We start from the raw sequence: 18,021 nt of genomic DNA, 5'->3' as shown, positions 1-18,021 counted from the left end.
CCGTGTCGCCCGGCGCGGGATTCCGTCCGATCAGAACTTGGCGGTGCAGTGCGAGGTCACCGGGCCGCTGGCCCCACCGCTGCAGACATCGGCCTTGAGGTTCTTGTCGTTGAGCATCACGGTGTAGACGTAGGACATGTCGCCGCTGCTGGAGACGCTCTCCGTGTACCGCTGCTTCCGCAGGCTGCTGCCGTCCCAGCTGCGCACGACGAAGTTGTAGGCGTGCGGGCCGCGGGCCCAGACACTTCGGCACCGAGGGCTGTACTGCAGGTAGACCCGGTCGTTGCCGCTGAACAGCGAGTACTTCGGGTAGGACCCCTCCACGCAGCTGAAGTACTCCGACGGCCCGCCCGGCGGGTGCCAGATGTAGTAGGGCGACTTGTCGTCGCAAGCGCTGTTGCACGGATAGGAGTCCGGCGCGAGCTGCGCCTCGTACGCCGCGGCGGCCTCGGGATCCACCGCCTCCAGGACGACCCCGTCAGCCAGCGTGGTGACCGTTGTCGGCAGGCCGGTGATCTCGGCGAGCGACTTCGTGGCATCGGAGGCGGTGGCCGGGTCCGCGCCCGGCTCGGCCAGCGCGGCGGCCGGGTTGATCGTCAGCAGCGAGGCAGCGACGGCTGCTGCTGCCAGCGCATTTCTGACGGCTTTGAAACGGTGTTTCATTGAGATTCCTCCCCGTGCAGGTACCTGCAGAAAGCGAATGACGAGGGGAACGTTAGGGCGGCCCGTCATCGTCGCGTTACCACGGACGACGGCGCCGATGAGACACCGATGACAGGACCGGTCGTCGAATGCGACGTGCCCGGCCCGGCCGAAACCGGACCGGGCACAGCGCCGGTCGACCGCCGATGGCGATCACCGAACGGCGATCACTGGTAGGTGTATCCGAGGACCCCCAATCGGTCCGAGGCGGCGCGTCCGTAGGCCGCATAGCCCGCGATGTTGGGGTGCATGCTCCCGCCGCCGACGACGGCGTCGTTCTTCTCCCCGTCGTCGTCCTTCGTCACGTCGAAGTAGTCGCCCGGACGCAGGAAATGCAACCAGTCCTCCGTGGTGTCGAGCACGTTGCCGAGCTCGTGGCCGTGGAAGTCGGCGCGGATGTCCATGCCGTTGATCCTGTTGGCGGAGTCCGAGTACAGCACGTTGGTCGCCATCACCCGGGCCATGTCGTTCATCCACGCCGACTCGTCGATGTCGAGCCCGTAGCCGAGAAGCGCCGGAATGGGTCCCGTGTACCAGACCGTCGTCGTGTCGTCCTTGAGGATCTGCGGATATCCGGCGAGCAGGATCTGTGCGTTCGGAGCACGCTCCCGGATCTCCTTCATCACCCGCCGGACGTCGCTGGCCACCGGGCCGCTCAACTTCGCCTGCACCTCGGTCTTCATGGGCTGGCTGTGCCCGGGCAGCTTGTAGCCGTCCGCCGTGCAGTTGTCCTTCAGGCACGGCTCGAACAACTCAGTCCAGCCCGCGTCGTTGCCGCCGATGGTGAGCATCACCAGCGTGGTGTTCTCGTCCAGGAAGCCCTGGTCGATCTGGGTCTGCTCACCGTTGGTCGTATCCCGCGGCAGATTGCCGGAGGCGTTGGCGACGGCTGGGGCCCCCGACAGCGTCGTCGTCGCCATCAGCTGGTGGGTCTGCGCCCCGGAACACGCGATGTGGTGGAAATCGAGATTGGGATCACGGGCATCCGAAAGCGCGCCGATCGACTTCTGATCCGGCGTCCCGGGGATGACCACCTTCCGGCTCCACGCGTTCGGGCTGCGCCGGCACGAGTTCTTGAACAGGCTGTCGTCGGCGTACTGATCGGAGACGCGGCTGTAGCTGTCACCGCCGTCTCCCGACGAGAAGGAGTCGCCCATCGCCACGACGAAATTCTTCGGCTTCGAGGCGAGCGGCTGCACGGCGATCGCATCCCACACGATCTTGTGATCGCCGCTGCCGTCCTTCGTGATGTTCGAGAGCTCGACCTTCGGCGTGCCGGCGCCCCGAAAGTCGAACACCCCGAGATCGAGCCACGTGTTCTTCTGCCATCGCGTGGGGATCGACCGGTGGTGGGTCGGCTTGTTCTGGCCCGGTAGGTAGATCTGATAGTCGGACTGCCTGTTGTACGCGCCCTGATCGGGTACGTGGACGAACACCCGGGTCCACTTGCCGGTCGGGTTGATCTTCCAGGTGCCGGTGACCTTGAGGTTCTCGTACCAGCCGGCGGGATAGGTGTAGGCCGACCAGAAGTGCGCACCGAAGCCACCGCCGATCTGATGGAAATTGATCTTCGATCCGAACTCGCCCAACGAGTCGGCGGTGAATGTCAGGCCGAAGGAGCCGGCGTTGGTCCACCGTGGCGAACAGCCGGCCCGGATCGGCTCCGTACCCGTGGGCACATCGTCGATGACCATCGCACCGGCCGGAAGACCGTTCAGATCGCAGGCGGGCGGATAGCTGTTGCCGTCCTCCTGGTACGCGTACCCGGGGTCGAAACGCAGCACCTCGTTGCCGCAGTCACATTGGTTGTTCGGCCCCATCTGCCACGACATGGGTTTGTGGAACCAGCATTTGAGGTCGAACTCGCCCTTGGCGTTCTGGTGGGCGCACGGACCCTTCGGCTCGTACTGGGTGTCCGGGTCGTTGGGCTGGTTCAACTGCCCCGGGTAACAGTCGTTCGACGCGTCGCAGAAGAGCTTCGTATCCGGCTTGGCCTTGGCCCTCGCGGCCTCGCTCGACCACCACGCGGCCCGGAAACCGGCCACCTCGACGTCCTCGGACTCCGGGATCTCGACGGGATGCCCCGCCCAGCCGATGACCTTCTCCTGGTACGGCCAGTACTGAGGAGTCTTGGCGTCGGTGTTGTACGGCGCCTCCCGGAACGGCTTCCGCTGCTGGTCGTAGTTGGGATTGATCGGGTTGTTCCCCCATCCGACACCCCACGGGGAACCGTCGGTGGTGGTCGGGTGGAAGCCGCTGTTGTAGGCCCACAACGCGTAGAACCAGTTCTCGATCCGCGACGGGTCGCCGTTGTTGATGGTCATCCCCGCGGCACGGGTCTGGTTCCACTTGTCCTGCAGGATCTGCAGGCCGGCAGCCACGTTGGCGGCGAAGTCCAGCGCCACCGCGCGTTGCGTCTGGTACGGCAGCAGCACCTCGTTCTCCTTGGCGTGCCCGGCCAGCCGCATGCCGTCGGTGACCTGCGAGACGCCGTAGCCGCAGTCCGCCTTCTCCCAGTGGACGCTCCACGCTTCCGAGCCGCTGTCGGACGTACGCCCGTAGAAGTTGCCGATCAGCGGATTCGCGGTGACGCCCGGGAGCGCGAAGCGGGCGGCCTGCCACATGTTCGACTCCTGGGCGATCACGCCGAGGAAGACCTGCGCCGGCACCCGGCCACCGCCGTTGAGCGGCCGGGGCGGGAAGAGCCCTTGCGGGGTGTACGCCGGCATCCCCAGGTTCTTCCAATTCGCCGGTCGGCTGACGTACAGCGAGTTGGTGATGGCCTGGTCGACGGCCCACTCGACCTGCCGCGGCTTCGGTTGCAGCGCCTGGTTGTGGATGTCGTTGCGCGGCACGGAGCACCATCGGTTGTCGTCCACCGGATCGTTGGGGTTCCCCGTCGCTGCCGCCGCTCGTTTGCCGGCGGAGCCGCTGCCCCTTCCCAGCGCGGGGCTGCTCGCGCGGCCCGCGGCCTCGTCCGCCACGCCCGCCCGGGGCCGCACGCCGAAGGCGAGATCGGCGCCCGAGGACGGCACGCGCGCCTCGATCCGCACGTCGGCCACGGGGTTCGGGGCGCCCACGGCCGGCGTGTCCGCGACCCGGGTGAGCGCGACCTCGCCGAGCGATGAGACCCGAGAGCCGACCGGCACTTCCAGGCGGCTGATGCCGGCGGGGAGGCCGACGACCCTCGTCGGCGTGCCGGTGAGGAAGACCCGCCCGCCGGCGCCCGCGGTCAGGCTGAGGTCCGTCAGGGGGCCCTCCGCCAGGGTGGCCGGCGCGGCGGAGTCGCCCGTCGTCCGGCGTACCCGCATCCGGCCGTCGCCGGCCGCCTCGCCGAAGACGATGCCGCCGGCCTTGTCCGTGGTCAGCCGGAACGGTACGCCGTGTGCCGCAGCGATGCGCTTCGTCGAGCCGTCCGTGCCGACGCGGACCAGTCCGCCGGAGGCGGCGGCCACGATGCCGCCGCGGGTCGGCACGGCGGAGGTGAGCGCGGACGCGACCCGGACCGGTGCGGCGACGCTGCCGCGCGTGGCGTCGACGCTGAACAACCGCGTTCCGGACACCTCAGCCGGTTCGTCCTCCGCGTCCCCGGAATTCTGCGTCAGCACGGCCTTCTCGCCCGCCCCACAGCCGGGGTTGTAGTACGCGAGCGTGGTCTGCACGTTCAACTTGTGGACGTCGCCGGTGACCAGGTCCACCACCGCACTGAACGCTCCCCGGTTGAACAGCGTGGCGTCGTTGGTGAAGGTCCGCGGACCGTAGACGACGACGAGTCGTCGGCCGGACGCCGTCAGGCACGCGTTACCGATCCACTGGTCCACTTCGAAGCCCGGTTCCGCCAGGTTCGCGACGGTCTTCCAGCTGTAGCCGGTGCTCGCCTCGGCCGCGAGGACGTGGAAACCGTCCGCGTCGCCGCTCGTCGCCCACGCCCGGTCTGCGGACGTACGCCAGTTCCTGCCCAGCAATCGGTCGCGATCCGCGGATGCGACCGCCGTGGGCGCCTTCGGGTCGTCCTTGATTGGCGGCGCGTTCTGCCCGCCCGTCTCCGAGGACGGTCCCGGTGCGGGCGCTGCCTCGGCCGGCGCCGACGCGATCCCTGCCAGCGCCGGACCGACGGCTACCACCACCGCGGCCACGGTTGCCAGCATCCGCCGGCCCGGCCGCCTGTGTCTTCTCCCTGTCACGGCTCCTCTTCCACCCGTTGGGCGCCGCCCGTGGCAGCGCGGACCAGCAGGTTAGGAAGCGTGACCACTACTCCGGGAAATCACCCGATCACGATGATGGCACCGCGATGACATGTGGTGGACGGGGCCCTCAGAACCGGATCACGAACGCCCAGACGACCACGGTCATCAAGAGGCCGCCGAGCAGGATCCGGGCGACTGTGGGGAGGCGCGGAAGCAGCACCGCGGAGACCCCGGCGAAGCTCACGGCGGTCGTTGCGACGCTCCATCCGGTGGCCGCGTCCGCGGTGAGGTCCACGTACGACCGCAGCACGAAGACTGCCGTCGCGGCGATCATGCCGCCGAACATCGTCACCGCCGGCGCGCGCCAGGAGCCGATGATCAGAGCCAGCACCACCCAGCAGACCGCGGTCACCACAGCCAGGAGAAAGGCGATCCCGGCAAGCGAGCCGAGCGCGTCGCCGAGACACGCGAACTGGTCGTCCGGATCAGGGACGCAATCGGCGGTGGACAACGACTGCACCACCGGTACGGTGCAGGCGGCCGCAACCGCGCCCACCAGCGCAGGGGCGAACAGCAGCCGCACCGCCGTCCGCACCCAGGCGCCCTTGCCGCGTTCCGTCGTATCCGTCATGCCGCACATTCTTCCGAGCGGCGTCATCACCGCACGAAGTGCGAACGGATGCGGCCCTGAGGCCCGACGTCAGCTCGCGCTGGTGACGGGCGCGGCCGCCGCAACCGGGGTACGCCGCCAGCGGTCGGCCGCGACGCGCACCTTCAGCGGGGCTGGGGCGGAGGCACGGGCCACCTCGTCTTTGCGCCGGTTCGGCAGGGAGAGCCGGATGACCTTGGCCCACGCGGACGCGACCTGCTTGGGCAGGGGACCGCTCGTGTACGACAGCCCGTACCGCTGGAAGAGGTCCTTGATCTTCGGGGCGATCTCGCCGTAGCGGTTGCTCGGCATGTCGGGGAAGAGGTGGTGCTCGATCTGGTGCGACAGGTTGCCGGTCATGATGTGCATCAGCTTGCTGCCGCTGATGTTGGCCGAGCCGAGCATCTGCCGCAGGTACCACTCGCCGCGGGTCTCGCCTTCGATGGAGGTCTTCTCGAAGGTCTCGACGCCGTTGGGGAAGTGACCGCACATGATCACCGAGTGGCTCCACAGGTTGCGGACCAGGTTCGCCGTCGCGTTGGCCGCGATCGTGTGCAGGAACGACGGGCCCGACAGCGCCGGATGGATCACGTACTCCTTGAGGGCCTGCTTGCCGATCTTGCGCCGGACCTTCTGGACCGCGGCCCGGAACTTCGGATCCCGGCGCCGCTCCTTGGTCGCGAGGTTGTGCCCGAGTTCCAGGTCGTACGCCGCGATGCCGAGGTCGAAGAAGCACGCGTTGAGGAAGTTGTAGAACGGCTGGCCGAGGTACGCCCGCGTCCACGGCTGCTCCTCGTCGACGCGCATGATGCCGTACCCGAGGTCGTTGTCGCGCCCGATGACGTTGGTGTACGTGTGGTGCAACTCGTTGTGCGAGTGCTTCCACTGTTCCGCCGGGGAAGCGAAGTCCCACTCCCACGTCGTCGAGTGGATCTTCGGGTCCCGCATCCAGTCCCACTGACCGTGCAGGATGTTGTGGCCGATCTCCATGTTGTCGAGGATCTTGGCGATCGACAGGCCGGCGGTGCCGATCAGCCAGGCCGGCGGGAAAAGCGAGAAGAGCAGCACGGCCCGGCTGCCCACGTCCAGGCTGCGCTGAATTTTGATCATGCGCCGGATGTACGCGGCGTCGCGTTCGCCGCGGCTGCCCATGACCTCGTCGCGGATGGCGTCGAGCTCGATGCCGATCTGCTCGATGTCCTCGGGCGTGAGGTGGGCGATCGGGTTCGTCTTCTTGTGCTGGATCGTCGTCACGGCGGTCCTCTTCTTCTACAGGTCGATCTGGCAAGGACCGGCGGCGGCCGATACGCAGGTCTGGACGGGGATGCTGTCGCCGGGCTCGGCGACGGTGAGCTGCCCGTCGCGCAGGTCGCGCACGGCGCCCTCGCGCAGCGGCAGCACGCAGCTGAAACAGATGCCCATGCGGCATCCGGAGGGCATGAGCACGCCGGCGGCCTCGCCGGCGTCGAGCAGCGGGACGGTGCCGTCGGTCTCCACGACGGTGCCCGTACGGGTGAACGTCACGGTGCCACCTTCGCCGCTGACGGTCACCGCCGGGCGGAACCGCTCGACATGCAGCAGGTTTTCCGCTCCCGCGTCGGCCCAGTGCGTGGTCAGGTCGTCGAGCAGCTCGTTGGGGCCGCAGGCCCAGGTGTGCCGCTCGAACAGGTCGGGCACCAGCTCGTCGAGATCGGCCGGCTTGATCCGCCCGTCGGCGCCGGTGTGCCGCTCGACGAGCCGGATGCGACCGTGGGCGGCCAGGGCGCGGAGCTCGCCGCCGAAGACCGCCGCCTCACGCGTACGCGCCGAGTGCACCACGACCACGTCGGACAGGCCGGACAGGTGGTTGCGCAGCATGCCCATGACCGGGGTGATGCCGCTGCCGGCGGTCACGAACAGCGTCTTCGCCGGCAGCGGGCCGGGCAGGACGAACTCGCCGGCCGGCCGGTCCAGGTGCACGAGCATGCCCCGGCGGGCCCGGCGTACGAGGTAAGTGCTCACGGCTCCGCCGGGTACGGCGGTCACGGTGACGCAGATGCGGCCGTCGCGACGCCCGGCCAGGCTGGTCAGCGAGTACGAGCGCCACAGCCGTACGCCGTCGACGTCCACGCCCAGGCGGACGTACTGGCCGGGTACGTGCGTGGCCCAGCCGACGCCGGGCTTGAGGAGCAGGGTGGCGCTGTCAGCCGTCTCCGGCCGTACCGCCTCGACCCGGGCGCGCAGCACCCGCGGGTTGCGCAGGGGGGCGACGGCGTCGAGGTAGTCGGCGGGGACCAGCGGTGTCGTGATCGCTTCGACGGCACGCAGTGCGCCGGTCCGGAGAGCTTTGATAACAGCCACATAACAACCGTCCCTGCACCCGGCGGACAACGGCCTGACCCGGCGAAGTAAATCTGACCGCACGAGTTGTTCCCGTGGAACAAAACACCGCCACCGCAAGCCCTGCGGACGAAGGACACCCTCAAGGTGTAAGGCGCTGAGGTCAGGGCGCCCGGTACAATCCGGCCCGTCGATACCAAAGAGGGCAAATAGTTCTTTCCACCCCTGCGGCCTGACACCGAGGGCCGTACCGGACCGGAATGAGCGCGTCCATCGTTTCCGGCGACGCGGGCGACGAAAAACACGGCAACCGGCTGTCGGGGCGAAACGGTGCTACGGTGGCCCGGTTGCAGTTTTGATTTCCGTAGACGTTGGCAGCGCCTGATGGGTATCCGAACCCGTGAGGCGCTTTTTTGCGTTCCCGTCTTCCGGACGCGGTTGATCAAATCGACGACACGGGATTCCGCAGGGTGCGGCATCCTGATCGCCTGCGAAGGAGACGACATGGCTTCCGGCACCGTCAAATGGTTCAACGCCGACAAGGGCTTCGGTTTCATCACCCAGGACGGGGGCGGCGCCGACGTGTTCGCCCACTTCTCGGCCATCGCGGCGGACGGTTACCGCAGCCTCGAGGAGAACCAGCGGGTGGAATTCGACGTCATCCCCGGGCAGAAGGGCCCGCAGGCCGGCAACATCCGGCCGCTCTGACCAGAGCTTCCGCATCGCGGCGAGCCCGGGCGGCCATATCCGGCCGCTCTGACCGACCTTTCTCACCGTGGCGAGGCCGGGCCCGGCGGCCGCCGGGGCTCGATGCCCGGTTCGAAAGGTCACTGATTCCGGGGTGCGGTGGTCCGACTGATTCAGCGGGCCGCCCACTCCGGAATTCCGGTTTGCCGGACCGCCACCGCTCAACTCCAGGCGCGTTCCAGCGCGACCCGGGCTTCCAGCTCCAGCAGTTGCCGTTTCCGGGGTAGCCCGCCACCGAATCCGACGAGTTTGCCACCGGCGCCGACCACCCGATGGCACGGCACGATGACCGGCACGGGATTGCGATTGCACGCCGTCCCCACGGCTCGGGCCGCCCCCGGATCACCCAGCGCCGTCGCGATGGCCCCGTACGTGCGCATCTCGCCGTACGGAATCACAGCGATCTGCCCCCACACCGCGCGCTCGAAATCCGACCCGCCGCGCAGCTCCACCGGGACCGAGAACTCCGTGACCGTGCCGGAGAAATAGCCGCCGAGCTCCGCCAGCACACGCTGGGCAGCCGGGTCCCCGGTCGTGGACGCCCAGGCCGGCGACGCACCGAACCGCACGCCGACCACCGTCTCGCCGTCGAGGTCGACGCCGAGCGGACCGATGGGGGTTTCCAGAAGCAGCCGCACGCCCCGATTGTGCCCCCGGGGTACGACAACTAGGAGATGTGGCCGTGCTCGCGGGCCCAGCGCAGCAGCTCGGCCTCGGCCTCGTCGCGGGGGAGCGGCCCCCGGTCGAGCCGCAGCTCCTTCAGGTGCCGCCACGCCTGGCCGACGATCGGCCCGGGCGGCACACCGAGCAGCTCCATGATCGCGTTGCCGTCCAGGTCGGGGCGGACCCGCGCGAGGTCCTCCTCCTCCTGGATCCGGGCGATCCGCTCCTCCAGGGCGTCGTAGTCGGCGGCCAGCGCCGCCGCCTTGCGCCTGTTCCGTGTCGTGCAGTCCGAACGGGTGAGCTTGTGCAGGCGGGGCAGCAGCGGCCCGGCATCCGTGACGTAGCGGCGCACGGCCGAGTCGGTCCACTCGCCGCGGCCGTACCCGTAGAAGCGCAGGTGCAGCGCGACCAGGCCGACCACGTCGGAGATGACGTCCTTCGGGTATTTCATCGCCTTCATGCGCTGCTTGGTCAGCCGCGCGCCGACCACCTCGTGGTGGTGGAAGCTGACCCGCCCGTCCCGGCCCACCGCCTTGGTCGCGGGTTTGCCCACGTCGTGCATCAGCGCGGCCATCCGGAGGATGAAGTCCGGGCCGGCGTCGCCCTCGAGGCGCACGGCGTTGGCGACCACGATCAGCGTGTGCTCGTACACGTCCTTGTGCTGGGCGTGCTCGTCGATCTCCAGCTTGAGCCCGGACAACTCCGGGAGGAAGCGGTCGGCGAGCCCGGTGTCGACGAGCAGGCGCAGGCCGCCGACCGGGTCGATGCCGCACAGGAGCTTGGTGAACTCGTCGCGGATGCGCTCGGCGGTGATCCGGTCGAGATCGGCCGCCATCTCCCGCATCGCGGTCAGCACGGCGGGGTCCACAGTGAACCGGAGCTTCGCCGCGAACCGGGCCGCGCGCAGCATCCGAAGTGGATCGTCGCCGAACGACTCCTCGGGCCGCGACGGCGTCCGGATCAGGCCCGCGGCGAGATCCTCGAGACCGCCGTACGGGTCGGTGAAGACGTGACCCGGCAGGCTGACCGCCATCGCGTTGATCGTGAAGTCGCGGCGGCGCAGGTCGTCGAGGAGGTTGTCGCCGTACTCCACGACCGGGTTGCGGGTCACCCCGTCGTACGCCTCCGCGCGGTACGTCGTGATCTCCAGGCGCAGGCCGTTCTTCTGGACCCCGATCGTGCCGAACTCGCGGCCCGTCTCCCAGATGGCGTCCGCCCACCCCTTGACGACCGCCAGGGTCTGCTCCGGCCGGGCATCGGTGCAGAAGTCCAGGTCGTCGCCGAGTCGGCCGAGCAGCGCGTCCCGCACCGAGCCACCCACCAGGTGCAGCTCATGGCCGGCGGCACCGAAGCGGCGCCCCAGCTCGTCGGCGACGGGGGAGACCCGCAGCAGCTCCTGGACGGCGTTGCGCTGGGCCGTATTCAACACAGACATGGGACGACCAGGGTATCCAGTCACGCATCCGCCCGTGGGTGGTGGGTGGGGCCGCCCTCAGCCGGGCCGCCGGCCACAGGCGGCGCCCCCTCCAGCCGGGCCGCCAGTCACGGACGCCGCCACCTCCAGCCGGGCCGTCGGGCGCAGGCGGGGCGGCCCTCGGCCGGGCGGGTGACGGGCAGGACGGCCTTCGGCCGGAGGGCGCCGGATGGGGCAGGATGGGGCCGTGCCCGTACCCGAGGCGCTGCGTCGCCTCAGCGAGGATCCCCGGTTCTGGTCCTTCCTGTGGGCGGATGAGAGCGCGACCGCCGACCCCGACCCCGATCCCGCAGAGTTGCGGATCAGCCTGCCCGTCACCGGCGGTTACGGGCTCGTGCTCGACCTCGACCTGGTCACCGGGGAGCAGGCGCTCGGCCTGCGCGAGCCGGCCACCAGCGAGCCGGTGCAGCTCGGCTGGGTCGCGCCGGGCCGGCCGTACCCGGCCGCGCTGCGCTGGCACGAGCTCGAGCTGTGCGCCCGGGTGATCGCGCTGGAGGATCCGACGCTGCCGCACCCCGGCCTGGTGGTGGCGCTCCTCGGGCCGTTCGCGCCGGCCACCGCGGAGGACGACGAGAGCACGATCGCCGCGGTGCGCGAGGCCGCCTACCGGTCGCTGCGCCGCGACGTCCCCACCGTCGAGCCCGCCGGCCCCGAGCAGGCTCCGCTACCGCTCTTCACCGCCGACGCCTGGTGGCCCCAGCCCGCGCAGCTGTCACCCCAGGTCCTCGACGAGGCCGCCATCGCGGCCTACACCACCCCGGCACCGGCCCACCTCCAGGTCCGCGTCGGCTCGCGCTTCCCGCACGAAGGCCTCCAAGAATTGGTACGGCACGCAGCCCGGCGACTGTCCCAGCTCCCGGAGGAGCAGTGGTACGCCGACGTCCGCCCGCTCGCGCGCCGGATCGCGGACACGGGCGACCTGGGTCCCGTCAACGCCCTGCTGGGCGTGCTCACGGAGGCCGGCTGCGACCACCCGACGGTCCTCGACGCGCTGAGTGAGCCGCTCGTGCCCCTCGAGGCGTGCTGGATGGTGGAGACCCTGGCCGGGGCGGCCCCGGGCACCCTCGTACGCCGTCACGTTTAGCCCGGGTCGTTAGGGTGGCGTCTGTCATTCGTACCCCTGCGTCCGTACCCCCGGGGAGGTTCTGGTGAGCGGCGGCCTGTACCGCAGCGCGCACGCCGCGCCCGACGGTGAGCCCGATGCGTCCGACGGCGTGACGCTCATCTCCGTCGACAACACCGGCACCCTGCCCACCGCCGCGGCCGATCAGGCGCTGCCGCCCGAGGTGATCCCGCCGACGGTGCTCGACTCGTCCGGCGGCGGCACCGTCTACGGCAGCGCGTCCGCTGGTGCGGCCGACCACGACGGCGCATCGGCCGGTGCGGGGGACCTCGGCGGCGCATCCGCCGGTGCGGCCGGCCACGGCAGCTCCTCGGCCGGCGTGGCGGAGGGGATCGCCGAGCGGACCGGTGGTTCCGAGGAGCGCAGCACCACCGGCAACAGCGCGATCATGGCGGCCGGCAGCCTGGTGAGCCGGGTCATCGGGTTCGTCCGGAACATGCTGATCGGCATGACGCTGGGCGCCGGCGTCGGTGACGCGTACACGAGCGCGCAATTCCTCCCCAACCAGATCTACGAGCTGCTGCTCGGCGGCATCCTCTCCAGCGTTCTCATCCCGCTGCTGGTCCGGCGCCGCAAGGCCGACCCGGACGGCGGCCAGCTGTTCACCCAGCGCCTGCTGACCTTCGCCGTCGTCTCGCTGGGCATCGCCACGGTGCTGGTCACGGTCCTCGCCCCGGTGATCACGTGGATCCAGTCCAGCGGCGACACCACCCCCGGCTACCGCCACCTGGTCACGTCGCTGGCGTACCTGATCCTGCCGATCATCTTCTTCACCGGCCTCTCCGCGCTGATCGGCGCGGTGCTCAACGTCCGCGGGCACTTCGCCGCGCCGATGTGGGCGCCGATCCTCAACAATCTCGTCGTCATCGCGACCTGCGGCGTCTTCATCCTCTTCCTCGGCAAGGCCGGCCCGGCGCCGGGCGACATGACCACCGCCGAGATCGCGCTGATCGGCGGCGGCACCCTGCTCGGCATGGTCGTGCAGGCGCTCGGCCTGCTCCCGGCCCTGCGCAAGGTCGGCTTCTCGTGGAAGTGGCGCTGGGCGCCCCGCGAGCTCGGGCTGGGCGAGATCGGCCGGCTCGCGGGCTGGATGCTCTGCTACGTCGTCGCCAACCAGACCGCCGTCTTCCTGGTGGTGCGGGTGCTCAGCGGTGTCTCCGGCGACGACCGCAACGCCAGCACGCTGGCCTTCAACAACGTCTTCCTGCTCACGATGATGGCGCACGGCATCATCGGCGTCTCCGTCATGACCGCGCTGCTGCCCAGGATGAGCGCGGCCGCCGCGGAAGGCCGTTTCCAGGAGGTCAGCGCCAACCTGAGCCGCGGCATCCGGCTGACGACGACCGCCCTCGCGCCCATCGCCGTCACGTACGGCGTGCTCGGCGTCCCGATCGCGGTGACCCTCTTCCAGGGCGGTGCCCTCTCCTACGACCAGGCGTTCGCCACCGGCCGCGTCCTCGTCGTCGCCGCGTTCGCGGTGATCCCGCTGTCGGTCAGCTACCTGTGCACCTATGCCTTCTACTCCCTGCAGGGCAACAAGACGGTCGCGTTGATCAACCTGCCGGTCGTCGCCATCCGCATCGCCGGCTACTTCCTGCTCGCCGCTGTGCTGTCGGAATCGCTCGCCGCGGCCGGCATGACGGCGGCGAACGCCGTGTCCTACCTGCTGTCGGCCGTGATCTCGCTCGCGGTCCTGCGCCGCCGGATCGGCCGGCTCAACCTCGGCTCGGTGGCCGGCGCTCTGGTGAAGGTCGTGGTGGCCGCAGCGGTAGCCGCCGCGGCCGGCCTGCTGATCCGGCAGGTGCTGCCCGGCGGTGACACGCCCGGTCGTCTGGCTGCCGCCCTCCAAGTCGCCGTCGGCGGTGGGGTGATCATGGTGACCTACCTCGTGGCGGCTACGCTGCTCAAAGTCCACGAGGTGAGTCAAGTCGTCGGGATGGTGCGCCGCAAACTCGGGCGCTGAGCCTGTGGACAAGCTTGTGGATAACCCTCTGAACAGCTATTTCCCCCGCACCGACCGGCCCGGATGGGCCCCGCGAGCGGCCCCTGGCGGGTGCCGCGCCCAGGGCTGACCTGTAAGACTCTGGCCCCGGGCGGGTAAGGTCGGGGGCGACACGTGCGGACCCACCGAGGGAGGACGGGTGACCCAGGTCGGCGAAGGCCACGGGACCGCGGCCGACGAGGCCGGACCGGTCATGACCTTCGGTGTCCCCACCGTCGGTGAGATCCTGGCCGAGCGTTACCAGCTCGAGGAGCACGTCAACAACGACAGCGCGGGCCGGCAGGTCTGGCGCGGCATCGACGTCATCCTCCGGCGTCCCGTCGCGGTCGTGCTGCGCCACCCCGGTGGCGAGTCCGCCGCGGAGATGCTGCAGGCGGCGGTCGACGCCAGCCGCGTCATCCACCCCAACCTCGTCGGCGTGTACGACGCCATCGACGAGGGCCAGCGGGCGTATGTGGTCCGCGAGTGGGTCGACGGCGAGGCGTTGCGCGAGCTCGTGACCCAGGAGGGCCCGCTCGACCCGGCCCGCGCCACCGCGATCGCGCACTCGATCGCCGACGCGCTGGCGGCCGTGCACGCCACCGGCATGGTCCACGGAAACGTGCACCCCGGCACCACCCTGATCGGCGACGACGGCCGGGTGGTCCTGGCCGACGCACGCGCCGACAGCTCCGACAGCACCGAGTCGGACGTGCGGTCCGTGGGCGGCATCCTCTACTACGCGCTGACCGGCCACTGGCCGCAGGCCGAGATCGGCCGCACCTCGTCGCTGCCCGACGCCATGCGCGACGGCAACGGCACGATCGCCAACCCGCGCCAGATCCGCGCGGGCGTCCCGGCGTACCTCGACGATCTGACGATGGACCTGCTGGACAAGCGCGTCGCGGCCCCCGAGGCCGACGCGCTCGCCGCCGAGCTGGCCCGCCTCGACGCCGCCGAGGAGGAGTACGAGGACGTCGGCCCGCTGCGCTTCACCCAGGGCACGTCCGCGGAGCCGGTCCGCAGCACCCGCAAGATCGTGTTGGGCATCGGCGCGCTCGCGGTCATCGCGGTGCTCGGTCTCATCTTCGGCATCCGGGCCATCAGCAACTCCGGCTCCGACGAGCCGACCGGCACCACCCAGGCCGGCACCGGCACGCAGACCGGCCAGAACGGTGGCGCGGACCCCGCCAACCCGGGCAACGGGACGCAGAACGAGGCAGCCCCCAAGAAGCTCGCGCTGACCGCCGACATGGTCCGCATCGTCGACCCGCCGACCGGCGACCGCACCGACGAGGGCGAGGCCAAGTTCACGGTCGACGACGACAACGACACCGCCTGGCGCACGTCCGGCTTCAAAGAGTCGAAGTTCTACAACAAGCCCGGCATGGGCCTGCTCATCAACCTCGGCTCGCCCCACGCGATCAGCGACGTCCGCGTCGAGGCCTCCTCGCCCGGCGTGGCGATGACCCTCTGCACCGGTACCACCGACCCGGGCGACAGCAGCCAGGGCGACGAGCAGGTCGTCAAGACGTACAAGCAGCTCAGCACGGGCGACTCGGACGACTCCGACGGCGCACCCGCCCCGCCGCCGCAGTGCGGCAAGGGGGAGATCAAGAAGACCACCGGCACCAACACCGTCATCCCGGTCGGCGAGAGCCAGAAGTACCAGTACCTCATGGTCTTCATCACCGAGCTCCCGCGCGACAACGACGGCAATTACCGGGTCGAGATCTCCAAGGTCGAGGTCTGGGGCAACTGACCCCACGGCCACCCTCGGCCTGGTCGCTTCCACCGCACGGACTCCGTCGCGTTGTTCGCCCGGCGCGCCACCTCCGTCGCCGGGTGGGGCCCGATCGCTCCGCTCCGCTACATTGCTGGCGTGACTAGCGGCGGCGCTCTCGGTGACGCGGACGGTCCCGGACGGGCCGACGCCGACCTGCTGCGTGCCCACGTCGAGGGCGACCCGCACGCGTTCAACGAGCTCGTACGCCGCCACCGCGACCGCCTCTGGGCCGTCGCGCTGCGCACGATCGGTGATCGTGAGGAGGCCGCCGACGCCGTGCAGGACGCGTTGCTGTCCGCGCATCGGGCCGCGGCGCGCTTCCGGGGGGACTCGGCCGTCACCACGTGGCTGCACCGCATCGTGGTGAACGCCTGCCTCGACCGGATTCGCCGGCGCCAAGCCCACCCCACCGTGCCCCTGCCCGACGGCACCCACACCGACGACGGCGGCGTCGGCACCCGCGCCGAGCCCGCCGCTCCCACCCAGGACCATGACACCGCCCTGGTCGTCCGGGCCGCCCTCGCCGCGCTGCCTCCGGAGCAGCGGGCCGCGCTGGTACTCGTCGACGTCCAGGGCTACCCGGTCGCCGAGGCCGCCGAGATCCTGGGCGTCGCGGAGGGCACGATCAAGAGCAGGTGCGCCCGCGGGCGGGCCCGGATGGCGCTCTCCCTCGGCCACCTCCGTACGGGCGACGACGGCCCAACGGTCGCTGGGACGGGCGACGGCTCGGGAACCGCACGCACGGCAGACGACAGCCGCTCGGCCGGGAAGCGGTCGCTCACCGGCCGACGCGCGGCGAGCGGCGGGGGAGACGGCGGTCACGGTGGGAACCCCGGCGGCCCCGGGCACGTCCCATCGGGGTCGGGAGGCTCCGTGCCGCTCCCGGCCGCGGGCCCGATCAGGGCGTCCGGCGACAGGAAGGACCAGCGGTGACCGGGGCAGAGTTCAGCGGGGTCGACCTCGACCTGCTGGCCGACTACGTCGGCGGCGCGCTGGACGGCACGCCCGACGAGGCCGTGGTCGCCGCCCTGATCGTCGACGACCCGGCCTGGCGCGAGGCGCACGCCCGGCTCACCGACGGATCTGCTGCCGTGACCGCGGCCCTGGGCGCTTGGGGGGCCGAGTTCGAGCCCATGCCCGCCGAGGTGATCTCGCGGCTCGAGGCGGCCTTCGCCCCTCCAGACCTGGCCGTCGCGCCGTCTGGTTCCGCTGACCCGACCACCTCCGCATCGACCTGGGCGTCCGCCCCCGCCTCCGCGGACACCTCTGCCGGCAGCCTGGGGGACGCTGTGCCTGCCGCCCGGGCTGTCGGGCCGGACGGTGCCACGGATGGCGGCGGTCGCATGGAGCCGGGTAGCGATGGTGCTGCGCCTGTCCGGCATCTGGTCGCCGTACCCGATGACGGGGAGCGACCCGCGACGGCCCGGAAGCGGGCCCGGCGGTTGAAGTGGGCCGCGCCGATCGGGGTCGCCGCCGGCGTGCTGGCCTTCCTCGGCATCGGGATTCAGCAGTGGGGGACCGCCGATTCCGCCGATTCCACGTCGGCTGCCGGCTCGGCCGCGGACCAGGGCGCCGCCGAGGGCAGCGGGTCGACGCTCGCGTTGCCCGCCGGTCCGGCCGAGGTGGTGTCGAGTGGCGTCGACTACACCAAGGACACGCTGGCTCAGGTGGGTGTACGGGCCGAAGCGGGGCCTGCCGCCGGCACTCAGCGGGGGCCGCAGAGCGCCGATTCGGGTGAGGTGCAGGGCAAGGGAGTCGCTCCCGGGCCCGGCGTGATGGCGAACCGGCCCGACCCGCTCGGACGGCTGCGCGCGCAGGAGTCGCTGCTCGCTTGCATCGACGAGATATCGCGGGAGAACGGCGCGGGTCCGGTCACCGCGCAGGCCATCGACTACGCGCGGTTCGAGGGTGCTCCGGCGCTGGTCGTGCAGTTCGCGGCGGGCAACGGGCGATGGGTCTGGGCGGCCGGCGCGGACTGCGGACTGCCCGCCTCCGGCGCTGACCGGCTCGGTGCCGTGAAGGTAGGCTGAGCGGAACCCGCGGGAAGCGTGAGCACGCTTACTATGCCGCGCCCCACAAGGCCGTGACGCGGGGGAATGTTGCTCTCCTACCATGACGTTCTAGCGTGCGATGTCGCCGATGAGTCGGCGATCCCAGACTGAGGAGTCGGCAGTGGACGAGGTCCGAAACCTGATCATCATCGGCTCGGGACCGTCCGGATACACCGCGGCGCTCTACGCGGCCCGGGCCAACCTCAAGCCGCTCGTCATCGAGGGCGTCCAGTCCGGCGGCGCACTGATGACCACCACCGAGGTGGAGAACTTCCCCGGGCACCCCGAGGGCATCATGGGCCCCGAGCTCATGGACAACATGCGCAAGCAGGCCGAGCG

The 18,021-nt window shown here is 70.6% G+C and carries 14 protein-coding genes; 7 read left to right on the top strand and 7 right to left on the bottom strand.

The window, feature by feature from the left end:
* Positions 1-30 precede the first annotated feature (30 nt).
* The 5 genes from AB0K03_RS18525 to AB0K03_RS18505 all read right to left on the bottom strand — a co-directional run bounded on the left by AB0K03_RS18525 (position 31) and on the right by AB0K03_RS18505 (position 7,878).
* Positions 31-663, bottom strand: coding sequence for a DUF2690 domain-containing protein (locus AB0K03_RS18525; protein WP_364686170.1), 633 nt, complete (start codon positions 661-663; stop codon positions 31-33).
* 206 nt (positions 664-869) lie between these two features.
* A complete protein-coding gene (locus AB0K03_RS18520; RefSeq protein ID WP_364686167.1) occupies positions 870-4,838 on the bottom strand; it encodes a hypothetical protein in 3,969 nt (1,322 codons plus the stop codon).
* Between the two features lie 178 nt (positions 4,839-5,016).
* Positions 5,017-5,520, bottom strand: coding sequence for a hypothetical protein (locus AB0K03_RS18515; protein WP_364686164.1), 504 nt, complete (start codon positions 5,518-5,520; stop codon positions 5,017-5,019).
* Positions 5,521-5,589: 69 nt separating this feature from the next.
* Complete coding sequence (locus AB0K03_RS18510; RefSeq protein ID WP_364686161.1) at positions 5,590-6,792, bottom strand: acyl-CoA desaturase; 1,203 nt, start codon at positions 6,790-6,792, stop codon at positions 5,590-5,592.
* Positions 6,793-6,807: 15 nt separating this feature from the next.
* Positions 6,808-7,878, bottom strand: a complete 1,071-nt coding sequence (locus AB0K03_RS18505) for a ferredoxin reductase (protein ID WP_364686158.1) — start codon at positions 7,876-7,878, stop codon at positions 6,808-6,810.
* A 483-nt stretch (positions 7,879-8,361) separates the two neighbouring features.
* Between AB0K03_RS18505 and AB0K03_RS18500 the strand changes: the two genes are divergently transcribed.
* The gene (locus AB0K03_RS18500; protein ID WP_364686155.1) at positions 8,362-8,565 is read left to right on the top strand and encodes a cold-shock protein; all 204 of its coding nucleotides are present in this window, start codon (positions 8,362-8,364) and stop codon (positions 8,563-8,565) included.
* Between the two features lie 200 nt (positions 8,566-8,765).
* Here the strand turns inward: AB0K03_RS18500 and AB0K03_RS18495 are convergent, their stop codons facing one another.
* Both AB0K03_RS18495 and AB0K03_RS18490 read right to left on the bottom strand, forming a co-directional pair.
* On the bottom strand, positions 8,766-9,242 hold the full coding sequence (locus tag AB0K03_RS18495) for a methylated-DNA--[protein]-cysteine S-methyltransferase (protein WP_364686152.1): 477 nt from the start codon (positions 9,240-9,242) through the stop codon (positions 8,766-8,768).
* A 29-nt stretch (positions 9,243-9,271) separates the two neighbouring features.
* Complete coding sequence (locus AB0K03_RS18490) at positions 9,272-10,702, bottom strand: CCA tRNA nucleotidyltransferase (protein ID WP_364686149.1); 1,431 nt, start codon at positions 10,700-10,702, stop codon at positions 9,272-9,274.
* 226 nt (positions 10,703-10,928) lie between these two features.
* Here AB0K03_RS18490 and AB0K03_RS18485 point away from each other — a divergent pair, with 226 nt between their 5' ends.
* From AB0K03_RS18485 to AB0K03_RS18460, 6 genes are all read left to right on the top strand, one after another.
* Positions 10,929-11,825 carry a hypothetical protein gene (locus AB0K03_RS18485; RefSeq protein WP_364686146.1) on the top strand — a complete coding sequence of 299 codons (897 nt, stop codon included), beginning with the start codon at positions 10,929-10,931 and terminating at the stop codon, positions 11,823-11,825.
* Between the two features lie 64 nt (positions 11,826-11,889).
* Positions 11,890-13,827, top strand: coding sequence for a murein biosynthesis integral membrane protein MurJ (murJ, locus tag AB0K03_RS18480; protein WP_364686143.1), 1,938 nt, complete (start codon positions 11,890-11,892; stop codon positions 13,825-13,827).
* 178 nt (positions 13,828-14,005) lie between these two features.
* Entirely contained in the window at positions 14,006-15,607 is a 1,602-nt protein-coding gene (locus AB0K03_RS18475) for a protein kinase family protein (RefSeq protein WP_364686140.1), read from the top strand.
* 120 nt (positions 15,608-15,727) lie between these two features.
* On the top strand, positions 15,728-16,564 hold the full coding sequence (gene sigM / locus AB0K03_RS18470; RefSeq protein WP_364686138.1) for an RNA polymerase sigma factor SigM: 837 nt from the start codon (positions 15,728-15,730) through the stop codon (positions 16,562-16,564).
* A complete protein-coding gene (locus AB0K03_RS18465; protein WP_364686136.1) occupies positions 16,561-17,661 on the top strand; it encodes a hypothetical protein in 1,101 nt (366 codons plus the stop codon). The genes sigM and AB0K03_RS18465 overlap by 4 nt, the downstream gene beginning before the upstream one ends.
* Positions 17,662-17,803: 142 nt before the next feature.
* Positions 17,804-18,021, top strand: a 218-nt coding sequence (locus tag AB0K03_RS18460; protein WP_364686133.1) for an FAD-dependent oxidoreductase, incomplete at its 3' end; no start/stop codon positions are given.

The sequence above is a fragment of the Actinoplanes sp. NPDC049316 genome, assembly GCF_040677315.1.
Classification (GTDB): Bacteria; Actinomycetota; Actinomycetes; order Mycobacteriales; family Micromonosporaceae; genus Actinoplanes.
The sequence above is the reverse complement of the archived record's forward strand: the minus strand, read 5'-3'. Positions and strand labels throughout refer to the sequence as shown.